This window comes from Sorangium sp. So ce448 (assembly GCF_051520915.1).
GTDB lineage: Bacteria > Myxococcota_A > Polyangia > Polyangiales > Polyangiaceae > Sorangium > Sorangium cellulosum_B.
The window spans coordinates 8,996,133-9,009,799 of sequence record NZ_CP150343.1 but is presented as its reverse complement, the minus strand read 5'-3'; the positions used below and the strand labels follow the sequence as shown (position 1 = coordinate 9,009,799).

Genomic DNA, 13,667 nt, shown 5'->3' with positions numbered 1-13,667 from the left:
TCCCCCTGCGCGCGCCGCTGGTCGCCTCGCTCAGAGCGTCGTCCACCGGCGCAGCGCCGCCCGGCGCGCCCGGTCCAGGTCCGCGCGGTGGCGGGTCGAGATCGGCGCGCGCTGCGCGGGCTGCGCCGGCGGCACCGACCCTCCAGCCGGGTCGTCTGCTGCCTCGCAGCCGGACGCCGCGAGCAGCGCCGCCGTGAGCGAGCTCTCGAGCGCGGTCAGGTCGTAGCCGCCCTCCAGGAAGATGGCGAGCCGCCCCCCCGCCTTCGCGGTCGCCATCGCCGCGAGCCGGCGGCCCATCGCCGCGTACGCGGCGCGCGACAGCTTCATCGCCGCCATCGGATCGCGCTCGTGCGCGTCGAACCCCGCCGAGACCAGGATCAGCTCGGGCGCATACTCGTCGAGCACCGGAAGGAGGAGCTCGTCGAACGCAGCCTCGTAGACCGCGTCCGTCGCGCCGTCGGACAGCGGCACGTTCACCGTGTAACCCGCGCCGTCACCTCCGCCGAGCTCGTCGGCGGCGCCGGTGCCGGGGTAGAATGGCCACTGGTGCAGCGAGCAGAAGAGCACGCGCGGATCGTCCCAGAAGATGTCCTGCGTGCCGTTGCCGTGGTGCACGTCGAAATCGACCACCGCCACCCGCGAGAGCCCGCTGCTCAGCGCCGCCCGCGCCGCCACGGCGACGTTGTTCAGGAGACAGAAGCCCATGCCGGCGTCGCGCGTGGCGTGGTGGCCGGGCGGACGGAGCAGCGCGACCCCGAGCCGGCCGGGGCCGGCGAGCACCGCGTCGACCAGCGCCACCGCGGCGCCCGCGCCGCGCCGCGCCGCCTCGACCGAGCGCGGGACCACGTACGTGTCGGGGTCGAGCGCCGCATAGTGGCCGCTGAGCCGGCCGAGCGACTCCAGGTACCGCGGGGCGTGCACCCGGGCGAGCTCTTCCTCCGTGGCGTCGCGCGACGCCACGTGCTCCAGCGAGAGGCCGGCCGCGGCGCAGCGCTCGATGGCGCGGCGGGCGGCTTCGAGGCGCTCCGGGCGCTCGGGGTGCGCGCCTCGCGAGCGATGTTGCTCGAACAGCGCGTCGTCGACGACGTAGAGGCGCGGGGCTTCGGAGTGCGGCTGATTCAAGTGCACCATGAGCTGGGTGGAGAGTTGTAGCAGCGCCGCAGCGGATGGTAGCTTGCCCTGAGCCCCGGAAAGAAGGAGTGGAGACGCAGGATGCGCGGAAAGATCATCGCAGTCTTCGCCGTGATTGTCCTCATGGTCGGAGGGCTTTTTTACGCCCTCACGCGCGCCTCCCTCGCGGAGATGGGGCGCCCCGGCGAGGCGCCGCGCGCGCTCGCGGCCGCCATGGCGCAGCTCCAGGTGGACGGCCTCGTGCTGGAGCGGTGGCTCGACTCGCACGCGAGCGACCCGAAGCTGCGCGAGCCGTTCAACGCCGGCACCGCCCCGGCGCGCGCCGAGGCGGCCACCAGCGCCGCCAACGCCATCCGGGAGGCGGTCGCCGCCTCGCCCGAGCTGGCCAGGACCCCGCCCTCCCTCGTGGTCCTGGTGGACACCAAGGGCGTGGTGCTCGGGCGGAACGCCTCCGCGCTCATGCGCGGAGATGACCTCGGCGCGGTCTACCCGTCGCTGAAGCTCGCCATCGAGCAGGGGGTGACCGGCTCGGACGTGTGGGTCAGCCGGGCGCGCAACGAGCAGCTTCTCGCGTCCTACGCGCCCATCCGCAGCGACGCCGGGCAGATCATCGGCGCCGTCGCGGTGGGCACCGCGCTGAACGACGAGCGGCTGACCAACGCGAGCGAGCGCACGAGCGGGCGTGTCCTCGTCGTCGCGATGCAGTCGGGCGACGGGCTCGACGTGGTGGCGAAATCGCGCGACGCCTCCCCGCAGCTGGTCGCGGCGCTCACGGCGTCGCCGGCGAAGGACGGCGCCCTGAAGGCGCTGCGCTCCGGCCAGACGGTCGACATCGGCGGGCTGTCCGGCGAGTACAGCGCCGTCGGGCACGCGCTCGACGGCTACGGCGACGGGCGGCGGGCGGTGCTGCTCAGCATCGCGCAGCTCCGGACGCCGGGGCTCGCGAGCGCGCTGCTCTGGCCGCTCCTCGGCGTCACCGCGCTCGGGCTCGTGCTCGTCGTGATCGCCGCGTATTTCCTGGACGCGTACATCTCGCAGCCGGTCTCCGAGATCGAGGACGGCCTGCTCGCGATCATGAACGGCCGGACCGACCTCCGGTTCCAGATCGAGCACGCCGAGCTCGGCGGGCTCGTGTTCCGCCTGAACTCGCTCCTGAACCAGCTGCTCGGGGTGCAGGAGGACGAGACCGACGCCGAGGGGCGCCCGTCGCGCGCGCCGACCTCGGCGTCCTTCCGGGACGCCCTCGAGGTCGATGAGCGGATGGCCGCGCTGTCCGCGGGGGAGATCCCGGCCGACGCCAAGGCGCTCCTCGAGGAGCCGGAGGACGCCTACTACGCGCGCATCTTCGCCGAGTACATCGCCGCGAAGAAGTCGCTCGGCGATCCGGTGGACCACATCACCCGCGACGCGTTCGTCGCCCGCCTGAAGGCGAGCGAGCAGGAGCTCGGGCGCAAGCACGGAAAGCCCATGCGCTACAAGATCGAGGTCCGCGGCAAGGAGATCGTGCTCCTCGCCGTGCCGCTCGCCTGACGCGCGCGGCGCAGGAGCCCGGGAGCGGAGGGAGGCGCGGCGCCGCCCGCCGCTCGGCGGCACGCCGCGCGCGCCGCGCCGCGTGTTTCAGTGCAGCACGGCGTCCGGGCCCTCGTGCAGCTCGACGCGCCCCGACGAGGGCTCGCGGCGGAGCGCGATCACGTCGGAGAGCTCGCAGCCCAGCGCGATCGCCGGCGATGAGGTCGTGACGATCCACTGCACGTTGGGCAGCGCGGCGCGCAGGCGCGCGGCGAGCGATCGCTGGCGGTGCACCGGCTGCTGCGCCTCGATGTCGTCGATCAGCACGACGCCCTCGGCGAGGCGAGGATCGCCGCCCGGGTGCGCGGACGCGAGCGCGCGGAGCGCGAGCGCGCCGAACGCGACGGTGTGCCGCGCGCTCCGCCCGAGATCGTCGAAGTCGACGCGCTGGCCGTCCGCGCGCTCGAAGATCGGCTCGAGCCGGAGCGGGTCGACGTCGGCGTACGTCACGCCGTGGCCGTCGAGCAGCGCCTCGAGCACCTCCTTGAGCGCGCGATCGAGCGCGCCGAGCCGCTCTGCCTGGGCGCCCGGCCGGGCGTCCGGCTGCGCGTCGGAGAGCACCTCCGGCCGGCTCTTCCGGCTGTCGCGCGCGAGCGCCGCCGCGATCGGGACGAACGAGAGCACCTGCTTCGTCTCGCGGGCGAGGTCGGTGCGCGTCGCGTCGTCGAAGCTCGCGGCCGCGCGCACGTCGTAGCGGAGGATGCTGCGCTCGGGCGCCGTCAGCACGATCGCGCTGCGGGAGAACCAGCGCGCTCCCGAGAGCGCGACAAGGACGAAGCCCCCCTCGGCAGCGCGCCGCTCGAACAGCGACTGCTCCCTCCGCCGCAAGATCGCGGCGTCCTCGGGCTCGTCGAGGCGCGCGTTCGGGCTCGTGACCCGCAGCGGGTGTGCGCGCGCCGGGTCGTCCGTGCCGAGCATCCAGTCGGCGACGACCAGCGGCTGCGAGCCGTCGTCTCCGCGCGGCCTCGGCTGCGCGACCGCGTACCCGGGCCGGGTGGACGCGATCGCCGACAGGATCGATGTCTTGCCCACGCCGTCGCCGCCGAAGAGGACCACGAGCCGGCGCGGCGCGCCGGCGGCGTCCTCGAGCGAGAGCGAGAGGTCCTCGAACGGGCCGACATGGACGAGGCGGACGCGGGAGAGCAGCACCGCCCGCGAAGCTACCACCGCACGCGTGGAACGCCGCCATCGGCGTGGGGCGCGCGGGCGCCCGGCGCACCCGGTGGCGCGCGGTGGCGCGGCAGCCTAGATTGGTCGTCCGGGGTCGTCACCGTGCTGCGCAAGCTGCCTCCGCCGGATTTCCGCTACGTGTGGCTCCACCCGGAGCCCGGCTCGACCGGCGCGCCGCTCGCGGCGGCCGGGACCGCGGGGCTCGCGGGCGCCTCCGCGGCCGTCTGGAGCGCCGGGAGCCACGCGCTCTCGCTGGGGCTCATCGCGGTGGGGAGCGCGCTCGGCTTGCTCGCGCTGGTCCGCGCCGAGCACCGCCCCCCGATCCAGCGCGGCGCGCGGGAGGTGACGATGGCCGTCGTGCCCTGGGGGATCGTCGTCGACCCGGACACGGAGCCGCGGGTGCTGCGGTGGCCCGCCGTCCAGCGGGTGAGCGTGGACGTGTCGCACACGATGCGCGGCGGGACGCCGGCCATCGTGTCGAGCCTCGTGACCGTGCACACCGAGCGCGAGGTGCTGGCGGGCCGCGCCGCGGGCGCTGTGGACCTGGAGCGGCTCCTCGCCAACCTCGAGGGGTATGCGCAGGAGGCGTCGCGGCCCGTGGCCGCGGACATCGAGGGGTTGACGGTGCTCGGCGACGGCGTGACCGAGCCGATCGCCGCGGAGTTGCTGCAAGCGGCGGACGGCATCTGCGCGACGAGCCGCGGCGACGCGCAGCTCGCGCTGCCGGGGGGCGGCTACCGCACGGCGGCGGCGCGCGCGGCGGCGCCCGAGACGATCGCGGTGCTGCGCTCGGCGCTGTCGTGGAGCTACGACTGCCCCGCCGATCCGCGGCCGCTGGCGGCGATCCTCGCGGGCGCGTTCGGGGCGGAGGAGCTCGTCCCCGAGCTCCTGCGGCTCGCGAGCTCGCCGCACCCGGTGGTCGCCGCGTTCGGCAAGGCCGCCGCGCTCCGTCTGGGTGCGCCGCCGAACCGCGCTGGGTCGCTCGACGAGGTCGCGGCCTTCCTGTTCGAGGAGGATGTGGAGATCGGGAAGCGGTGGATCGCGTCGGGCCCGACACTTTGTTTGCGACCTCGGGCCCAGGCTTGCTAGCTAAAGGGGTCGGCAGCGCGTGCGCTGCGGTTCGAGCGGCCTGCGCGCGGAGGCCGTCGTTCCGCGGCGCTCCGTCCTCAGGACGCGCTGCCGGCGGGTCGTCCAACGCGCCGGGTCGGCTATGAAACGGGCTCCGTCGCCACCGAAGCCGTCTTCAAGGGGAGCGCGCCGCCGGCTGGCCGTCGCGTGGCTCCTCGGCCTCTCGCTCGCCGCGTGCGCGGAGCACCACGCGGCCGGGCCGCCCCCGTCGCAGAGCACCGCGCGCGCCGCGCCGTCCGCGGCGCCGCCCGCCCTCGTGCCGCCCGCGGGTCTCGCCCTCGCGCTGTCCGCGCCGCCCATGGTGGACGGCGCCTGGGTCGAGTCGGTGCGGCTCGAGCGCTGGGCCGAGGCGGCGGAGCGGCTCGACGCCCTGCCCATGGAGCAGCGCGCGCTGCCCTCGATGAAGTACGCGCGGGCGCGCGTCGCGTTCGAGCTCGGGGATCACGGCAAGGCGGTGGAGCTGCTGCATGGCCTGGAGCAGGGGCTGCCGCTCCTCTCGCGCGAGGTGGCGCGCTACCGGGCGGAGGCGGCGTTCGTGGCGGGGCCGTTCCTCGAGGCGGCGGCGTACTTCGAGCGCTCGGGCAGCGCGACCGGCCTCGCGCGCGCCGCGCTCGCCACCCTGAAGGGCGGCGATCTCAAGCAGGCTCGCGCGCTCGCCGATCGGGCCGTGGCCGCGGCCCAGCGCGCGCGCAGATCGCGCGACGAGGCCGCGGCGCGGATGGCGCGTGCGCGCGTCCAGCTCGGCGTGCGCGACGCCGCCGAGCGCCCTGGGGAGAAGGCCGCCGCGGCGGCGCTCGCGCAGGCCGACCTCCGGTGGATCGTGAAGAGCGCGCCGTCGTCGCCCGACGGGCGCGAGGCAGCGGCGCTCCTCGCCGCCTTGCCGGGGCAGCTCTCGCAGGAGGAGCGGCTCCAGAAGGTCGACGCCATGGTCGCCGGGGGCAGCGCGGCGGAGGCGATCGCCGAGCTCGACAAGATGTCGGGCGTGCCGGCGTCGGAGCTCCACCACCGCAGGGCCACGGCGCTCTACCAGGCGCGCGACTACGAGGCCGCGGCCGCGGCGTTCCTCAAGGTCGCCGCCGCGCCGTCGGCGCGCCAGGCCGAGCAGCTGCACCTGGCGGCCCGCTCGCTCTCGCGGCTCCGGCGCGAGGCGGAGGCGATCGAGCGGCACCTCGCCGTCGCGCGCAGGTTCCGGAAGACCCGCTGGGGTGAGCTCTCGAGCCTGCTCGCCGCGCGGCTCCTCATGCAGGTCGGGCGCTACGCGGAGGCCGTCGCGCAGTACGGCCGGTTCCTCGACGCCTACCCGCGGAGCGATCGGCGCGACGACGCGGTCTACGAGCGGGCGCTCGCTACGCTGTCGACGGGCGGCGCCGCGCGCGTGCGGCGGCCGCTGGAGCAGCTCGCGCGCGACGCGAAGCCGGCCGACGCGGCGCGGCTGCGCGAGCTCGCCGGGCTCGCGGCGCTGCGCGGCGGCGACCGTGACGGCGCGGTGCGGCTCTGGACGCAGGTGATGCGGGAGCAGCCGCTCTCGTGGGGCGCGCTGCTCTCGCGCTCGCGCCTCGCGGCGGTGGGCGCGCCCATGCCGCCGCTGCTCGTCCCGGCGTCTCTCGGGGACGCCCCTGCGGTCGAGGTGAAGCTGCCGCCCGCCGCGGCGCTGCTCGCGTCGATGGGGCTCGACGGCGACGCGGAGAGCTACCTCGCCGAGAACGAGCGCGAGGCGACCGCGGCCTATGCGGGGCAGGAGAGCGAGGCGCTCTGCCGGATGTACGGCATGCTCTCGCCCGCGAAGCGCCGCTACCGCGTGGGCACGCAGGCGGTCTCCGCCGCGGCGCTCCAGCGCGCGCCCTCGCAGGCCGATCGCTGGACGTGGGAGTGCGTGTATCCGGAGCCGTACGTCGGCGAGGTGCGCGCGCTCGAGGCGCAGCACGGGCTGCCGAGGGGCCTCGTTCACGCGCTGATGCGCCAGGAGAGCGCGTTCGATCCTGTCGTGGTGAGCCCCGCGAGCGCGGTCGGGCTGATGCAGCTCATGCCGTCGACGGCCCAGAAGGCGGCGAGCGAGCTCTCGCTCGGCTTCGACCTCGGGCAGCTCAAGAGCGCGCCGCTCAACCTGCGCCTCGGCGGCTTCTACATCGGCAAGCTGCTCCGGACATTCGAGGGCAGCCTGCCGCTCGCGACGGCGGCGTACAACGCCGGTCCGAAGGCCGTGTCGCACTGGCTCGGTGGGGGCATCGACCGGGACACCGACGTGTGGGTAGCGCGGATCCCGTACGACGAGACGCGCACCTATGTGGGCCGCGTCCTCTCGAACCTGGCGCGGTATCAGTGGCTGGCCGGCGGGGACGCGGCCGTGGAGATGCTCCCGCTCACGCTCCCTGCGGACGCGCGCGCCCCGGCGGACGCGTACTGAGCGCGGTCGCCGGGGACGGCAGCGCAGGGGTTCCTCCTGCGCTGAAATTGCGCTGTGCGCTTGAACTCGCAGGCGGGGGCCTTCACCGTGATGGGGTGGCAGGGACCGCTGGAAGTGACGGCGTGTTCAAGCGGTGTGGGGTCCTCATCCAGCCCTACGCCGACGCTCGATCCATCGGCCGGCTGCTCTCTTCGGCGCTGGCGTGGCTCCTCGTCGTCTTCTCCGTCGCGTCGCTCGTGGAGCCGATCGCGGGCCCGATCGTGGCGGCCGTCATGGTGCCTTTCGCGCTGCTCGGGTCGTTGCTCGCGCTGCTCTGCCTGGCGTGCCTGCTCTACACGCCGATCGCCTGGCTCTGGGCGGCGGTGGGCTCGTCCGGCGCGGCGGTCGTCCGGGTGAGCAACGCGCTGTGGATCGAGCGCCCCGGCGATCGGCGCGCGTTCCCGCTCCTCTCGCTCACGCGCGCGCGGCTCTCGAGCTCCGGCGGCGAGGTCGCGCTGAAGACCGACGACGGCGATGTCATCCGGGTGCGCGTCGACGATCCGGTCGACGCGGAGCGGCTGCTCGGCGTGATCGCCGCCGGGCGAGCGCGGGGCACGTGGAGCGCTCGGCTCTACGACGACGCGCCGTCGCTGCCGGGGCGCCGCCTGTTCGTCGGGGTCGCGGCGCTCATGTCGCTGCTCTGCTGGTCGGTGCTCGATTTCGACGTGGCGCTCTCGCTCGGCGTCGTCACGGGCGCCTCGGCGTGGGTGCTGGCGGCGCTGCTCAGGGAGGGCTCTGCGCGCCGCGTGCTGGTGGTGGGCAGCGACGGGCTCTCGCTCCGGGACGACGCCGGCGAGCGCTTCATCTCCTTCGCCAGCATCGAGCGGGTCGAGGAGACGGCGCTCGGGGTCGAGCTCGCGCTCGCCGGGGGCGAGGAGCTCTCGCTCACCCTCGTGCCGCCGCAGCTGCTGCGCGATCCCAGCGAGACCGGGCTCAGCATGGTGCTCGCGGAGCGGCGCCGCGAGCACCTGCTCGCGCTGCTGCGGGAGCGGAGCGGGCGAGGCGCCCACGAGGCGGGGCGCGCTGTGGCGCTCCTCGGGCGCCGCGGCCTGCCTGCGCCCGCCTGGCGGGCGGCGCTGCGCCGCCTCGTGGGCGAGGCCGGCGCCGACTACCGGACGGCGAAGCTCACGCGGGAGCAGGCGTTCACGGTGCTCGAGGACGGCGGGGCGCCGGCCGAGCTCCGCATCGGGGCCGCGCTGGCGCTCGCGGGCTCGCGCGACGGCCAGACCGAGGAGCGGTTGCGGATCGCGGCCGAGGGCTGCGCGAACCGAGACGTGCGGCTCGCCTTGGAGCATGCGGCCGAGGGCGACGTCGACGACTGGATGCTCGAGCAGGCGCTCTCGTCCTCGGGGGCGGAGCAGGCGGCGGCGCCGCCGCGGTCTGCGGCGCGCGCGGCGTGAGGGGGGTCGCGGCGTCCTAGCCGTCGGTGCGCCGGGCGGGCGGGCGCGGCGGGTGGGCTGGGCTGGGCCGGGTTGGTCGATTCTTCTCGCCCTCGGGCCTTCCAGTTCTGGGTACTCTCTGCGGAGGACGCGCGGCTCCTCGGGTCGGCGTCCAGCCGAGCCGCCGCGGGCGCCTGCTGCGCGCCCGTGGTCCTCCAAGGTAGACCCCTCCGATGGAAGGCCCGCTCCAGGACCCCTACGCTTCGGCCGCAGTTCACGCGCCGCGCCCCCGCGCGCAGGCGGGCCGCGCTGCGCGGATCGCGCTGCTCGTCGTGGCGCTCTTCGCGTCGGTCGGGTTCGGCGCGCTCGTGGTGGCGCCGCGCCTCGGCGGTCCCGCGCCCGCGCCCTCGAGCGTCGTGGTCGCGCGGCCGTCTCCTGCGCTCGTCATCGCGATCCGCGACCTGTCACGGCTCGAGACCACGGAGGTGCACGTCGAGAAGGTCGTGGATCTGGCCGACCGGCAGAACCGCCTGTTCGGTCTGGTGCAGGCCACCGACGCCCTCCTGCTCGTCGCGGTCGGCCACGTCACGATCGGCGTCGATCTCGCGCGGATCGGCGAGGGCGACATCGCGATGGATCCGGAGACCGGGGTCGCGCGGCTCACGCTGCCGGCGCCCGAGGTCTTCTCGACCCGGCTCGACGAGGACGAGACGTACGTCTACACGCGGTCGACCAGCCTGCTCGCGCGGCGCAACGAGCAGCTCGAGGGGCGGGCCCGGAAGGAGGCGACGGCGGCGATCGAGAAGGCCGCCCTCGAGGGGAACGTGATGGCGCGCGCGAAGGCGCAGGCCGAGCGGCAGATCACGGCGCTCGCGACGCAGCTCGGCGCGAAGCGGGTGGAGATCCGCTGGCGCGAGGTCGGCGGCGGCGGGGGCTGACGCGGGGCGGGCGCACGGCTCGCGCCATCACGCCGCGGGAGAGCCGTTTGCGCTTGTCGTGGGGCCGTCGAGCGTGGCGGCGCTTCGCGCTCGTGAGGCGAGGAGCAGCTCCTCGAGAGCGCCCCGCGTGATTTCGAGGTGACGAGCAGCCTGCCGGGGTAGGGCGCGTCGACGATCGTCAGGTACGAGCCGCCGATCGCGGACCGTGTGGTCCTGCGATGCGCCGTTCGTGAAGTCGATGAGGACGGCCTTCTCCGCGCTGCCGATGGAGGGCGTCGACGACCAGGAGACGTCGGACGGCGTCGCCGGGAAGGCCTCGAGATCGATCGCCGGCCCGGACCGCCGATCATCGATTGACATCATGGCATCGACCGCCACGCCCCAGTTGCCGACGCCGCTGCGCGTCTCCTACGGCTGCTGTGCAGGACGCGCAGTGGAGCATTCGGCGCGGCGCTTGAGCAATGTCAGCTACTCTGTCTTCGCCTGGCCATTGCTAGGGACGCGATCGCGCTCGGTTCGAGGAGCTAAGCGCTGCGCGCTCCCAACGCTGCTGCGCGGCGATGGCATCGTCGGCGGCCCGGACGCCCTCAACGAAGAGCTCCGCGTCCGCTGGATTGTTCAGGTCGAGGCCGAACCGAAGCAGCAGCGCGCGGTCGCGCGGTGGCACCATGCGGACGATCTCAGCGGCAAGGCGACGCGTGGACGGCATGGGAGGACAGTAGCAGCCCGGAGCAGGGTCGAGGCGCATCCGCGAATGCGATGGCGTTGCGGCCCTGGAGCTGCTCGGCCGAGCGCGCCGTGGGAGCAGCGACAGTGTCATGGAGATGGTCGCCCGTTTCCATGGCGAAAGAAGCGCAGCGTTTGAACCGTTGCGTTCATCACGTTCGCCGGGATTCCAAGGGGTGTGATGCCGGATGGCGGATCACACGTCCTCGAAGTTAGGCTCAAGCGGCCCCACCCTGAAGCCCTGCGCCTCGAAGAGCCGCGCCGACCAGCCCATCGTCACGGGCCGCCGTCGTCGCATCGCTCGACAGCGCCCTGAGCTGCGGCCTCGCCCTCGGGGATGAGGTCGCGGAGCTCGTCGGCGGTCCTCGGCAGAGGGTCGGCTGGGGGCGTCGCCGGTTGCGTCGGAAGCGAGCGCGTGAAGCGGGAGGGGCCGGAGGGGCCGAGGCGAGCGCTACGGCATCCACGTCCAGTTCGGCCTCGACGACCTCCTCGACGGCGAGCACGTCGCGCACGAGCTCGGCGGGTCGTGCCCCGGAGGGATCCGAGCCCTGCGCACCTACTTCTCGTCCCTGAGCCCGCGTGCGCGCCGCTCGCGGGCACGACCTTCGGCGAGCCAGCACTGGCCGAAGATGTACAGGTAGACGGGTAGGCCGGCGCGGAGCCAGCCGAGGGGCGGGAAGGTCCCCTCAGGAACCGGCGCGTCGAGCCACGCCGCGGCGACGATCGCCACGCCGGAGGCCAGGATGCCGATGGTCCTCAGCTCTTTGCTCATGGCTCAGATGAAGCTGCAGAGGACTCCCAGGGTGCCGAGCGCCGCACCTGAGTAGTTGGAGCAGCGCTGAGCATCCCGCGGATCCCTCGCCCTGGGGCACACCGCGGAAGTTGCGATCATGCCGGCCCCGAACATGAAGATGCTGCACCCCAAGCCGATGGGGCTCCACGGCTGCTGAGCCGCTCCGATGGGCTCGCCGCTCTCATCCTGGGTCGGCGCGCCACCGCTCTCGCCGTCGCAGACCATCGAGGCGCAGGGCACGTCAGCGAAGGCGCGGGGGTATAACGGGTTGAAGATGCGGAGCGCCGCGTCCGGGCGATCGGCGCAGGCCGCGGCGAGCTCGAGCCGACCGGCTTGGACGATCTGCGGGAGCGCGCTCTCCGCCGTCGTGTCCTGACTCAGCTCCACGTAGAAGCTCCGCGGCGGCACCTCGACGTTACCATCGGGGTCCGGCAGTGCCTCGGTCGCCTCGTCCGCTGTGCCGCAGGCCGACGCTCCGACGAGCGCCGCCATGGTCAGGCCGATCCCAGTGTGCATGCGCCACCTCCACGCGACGCGATCCGTCACTCGCGGAATTTCGATGCGAGGGATATGCCAGCGCGCGTCACATCGGCGGACCGCAGCCGGGCCATGGCGCGGCCCGCTCCTCGGTTGTCGCTTCGCGGGTCCCTCACTCCGGTTTCGCCGCCATTGCGCCGAGATCCAGGCCTCCCCGTCGGAGAGGTACATCGCGGAGAGCCGCCTCTGCTTCGAAAGCCAGCGGCGCTCAGGTTGTGGTGACGACGGTGATCTCGCCGGTCGTGTACAGCGCGGAAGTGTCCCAGGCGAGCCCTGGGGCGAGCGGCAAGGCGATGTTCACGGCGGCGAACGTCCCCGTGAGGTCACCGCTCCAGCCGAGCAGAGCGATGGTGTCCCCGGCCTGGAACGACACGGACCCGGCGGCCGGCAGGACCTCCAGCGCCCCATCGAGGTGGACGTCCCCATCCACCTCGAGGAGCGGCGAGGAGCTCGAGCCTGCGACCGTGATGCGGAGGGCTGCGCCCGGCCCCTGGCTGTAGGTGCCGGCGATGCCCGTCGAAGGGTAGACCTCTCCGACGGAGAGCTGGCCGGCCTGCGTGTTGGCGAGATCGCCCAGGAAGCTGCCGGTCTCGAGGCGCCCGCCGGCGAAGTCGAGGTCGCCCGCATCGACGTCGATCGCGCCTGCGACGAGGTCGCCCTTCGCGAGCCGCACGGAGGGCCCCAGATAGGGATAGCCGCCGAACAACAGCCCTGTCCGGAGGAGGCCGCCGATCCTCACGGAGGCGCCCTTGTCGATCAGGAGCGACGGAGACTGCGACAGAGAGGCGAAGATTGAAACATCGCCGCTGTTCAGCCACGACGCATAGACGTCGTTCACCTTGACGAAGCCACCTCCGAGCTCCGAGCGGATCTCGGTATCTTCTGTGGTCAGGGTCCCATAAGCGCCGACGGTGAGCGTGCCATATCCGTAGTTCGATCCCACCTGGAGGAGCCCCTGGTTGGTCCAGGTGCCGCCCCAGCCTCTGACGCTCGCGCTGCTGTTCATGAAGCCATCGCCGCCGATGCGCGCGTCCACGGTGGAGAGCTGGCCGCTGCGAATGTCCAGCAAGCCGCGGCTCCTCATGCCCAGGACGAACGCTCCCGTGCTCACCCACCTCGTCGCGGTGCCCGCAATGATGGCTTCGCCGGTGCAGGTCCCGCAGCTGCGGCCGATGATGCCGCCGAAGTAGACGTCGTGTGAGAAGAAGCTCGCTCCTTGTTTGAGCTCCAGGGTTCCATGCCCCTGCGTGCCGATGTAGGTCGTCGTCCTGCTCGTCAGGGTGGCGTCGTACCCCTCGACGAGCGCGCGGCCATATTTCGTGTCGCCTCCGATGCCCAACACGAGATCATCGGTGATCGCCTCGGCGCCGTGACGGATGACGATCCGACTCTCGAGATCGTCGCCGACCTCGATGGATCCGTTGTTGATCCAGGTCGAGCCATACCCGTCGACCAGGATGATGCCGGGATCGTAGCTCGCCCGCACGGTTGCGCCGGGGCTGATCAACGTCCCGCCATCGGTCACCTCGACCGCGCCGGTTCCCACGCGGAGCCGGTTCGGTCCGAGGTCCCATGGGTCCGCTGGGTTCTGAGGCGATACGTTTCCCGAGATGGTCACGTCGGCAGAGGCTGGGCCTCCGACGCTCATCGATGCTGCCGCGATCAGCGCCGAAAGGGTATATCGAGCTCGGTGGTTCATGATCCTTGTCCCTTCCCAAGAAGACTTGGTTCCTTGAGAGCCCACGGTCGCCTGGATACCGCCCGCGATCGCCGGATACCTCCGCAGCACCAGAGCGCTGGGCGCGCATGGTCTCCCATGGTGCATCGATATGCGAATCCGTTTGCAATTGCAA

12 protein-coding genes are annotated in these 13,667 nt (G+C 73.4%); 5 read left to right on the top strand and 7 right to left on the bottom strand.

Annotated features, from left to right (window positions below; all coding sequences use genetic code 11):
- Window positions 1–30: 30 nt before the first annotated feature.
- A complete protein-coding gene (locus WMF45_RS34040; protein ID WP_437709440.1) occupies window positions 31–1,131 on the bottom strand; it encodes a histone deacetylase family protein in 1,101 nt (366 codons plus the stop codon).
- 81 nt (window positions 1,132–1,212) lie between these two features.
- Here WMF45_RS34040 and WMF45_RS34035 point away from each other — a divergent pair, with 81 nt between their 5' ends.
- Window positions 1,213–2,661: an MXAN_5187 C-terminal domain-containing protein gene (locus WMF45_RS34035; RefSeq protein ID WP_437709438.1), complete on the top strand. Its 1,449-nt coding sequence runs from the start codon at window positions 1,213–1,215 to the stop codon at window positions 2,659–2,661.
- Between the two features lie 87 nt (window positions 2,662–2,748).
- Here the strand turns inward: WMF45_RS34035 and WMF45_RS34030 are convergent, their stop codons facing one another.
- Complete coding sequence (locus tag WMF45_RS34030; RefSeq protein ID WP_437709436.1) at window positions 2,749–3,849, bottom strand: hypothetical protein; 1,101 nt, start codon at window positions 3,847–3,849, stop codon at window positions 2,749–2,751.
- Between the two features lie 123 nt (window positions 3,850–3,972).
- Here WMF45_RS34030 and WMF45_RS34025 point away from each other — a divergent pair, with 123 nt between their 5' ends.
- The 4 genes from WMF45_RS34025 (at window position 3,973) to WMF45_RS34010 (ending at window position 9,758) form a co-directional block, all read left to right on the top strand.
- On the top strand, window positions 3,973–4,959 hold the full coding sequence (locus tag WMF45_RS34025; RefSeq protein ID WP_437709435.1) for a hypothetical protein: 987 nt from the start codon (window positions 3,973–3,975) through the stop codon (window positions 4,957–4,959).
- Window positions 4,960–5,080: 121 nt separating this feature from the next.
- Window positions 5,081–7,402: a transglycosylase SLT domain-containing protein gene (locus WMF45_RS34020; protein ID WP_437709433.1), complete on the top strand. Its 2,322-nt coding sequence runs from the start codon at window positions 5,081–5,083 to the stop codon at window positions 7,400–7,402.
- 122 nt (window positions 7,403–7,524) lie between these two features.
- On the top strand, window positions 7,525–8,841 hold the full coding sequence (locus WMF45_RS34015; RefSeq protein ID WP_437709431.1) for a hypothetical protein: 1,317 nt from the start codon (window positions 7,525–7,527) through the stop codon (window positions 8,839–8,841).
- Between the two features lie 212 nt (window positions 8,842–9,053).
- A complete protein-coding gene (locus tag WMF45_RS34010; protein WP_437709429.1) occupies window positions 9,054–9,758 on the top strand; it encodes a DUF4230 domain-containing protein in 705 nt (234 codons plus the stop codon).
- Window positions 9,759–9,785: 27 nt separating this feature from the next.
- Here WMF45_RS34010 and WMF45_RS34005 read toward each other — a convergent pair whose 3' ends face one another.
- From WMF45_RS34005 to WMF45_RS33985, 5 genes are all read right to left on the bottom strand, one after another.
- A complete protein-coding gene (locus WMF45_RS34005) occupies window positions 9,786–10,121 on the bottom strand; it encodes a hypothetical protein (RefSeq protein WP_437709427.1) in 336 nt (111 codons plus the stop codon).
- Window positions 10,122–10,251: 130 nt separating this feature from the next.
- Entirely contained in the window at window positions 10,252–10,467 is a 216-nt protein-coding gene (locus WMF45_RS34000; protein ID WP_437709426.1) for a hypothetical protein, read from the bottom strand.
- 573 nt (window positions 10,468–11,040) lie between these two features.
- A complete protein-coding gene (locus WMF45_RS33995) occupies window positions 11,041–11,256 on the bottom strand; it encodes a hypothetical protein (RefSeq protein WP_437709424.1) in 216 nt (71 codons plus the stop codon).
- A gap of 3 nt (window positions 11,257–11,259) precedes the next feature.
- Window positions 11,260–11,793: a hypothetical protein gene (locus WMF45_RS33990; protein ID WP_437709422.1), complete on the bottom strand. Its 534-nt coding sequence runs from the start codon at window positions 11,791–11,793 to the stop codon at window positions 11,260–11,262.
- 229 nt (window positions 11,794–12,022) lie between these two features.
- On the bottom strand, window positions 12,023–13,360 hold the full coding sequence (locus WMF45_RS33985; RefSeq protein WP_437709420.1) for a hypothetical protein: 1,338 nt from the start codon (window positions 13,358–13,360) through the stop codon (window positions 12,023–12,025).
- Window positions 13,361–13,667 lie beyond the last annotated feature (307 nt).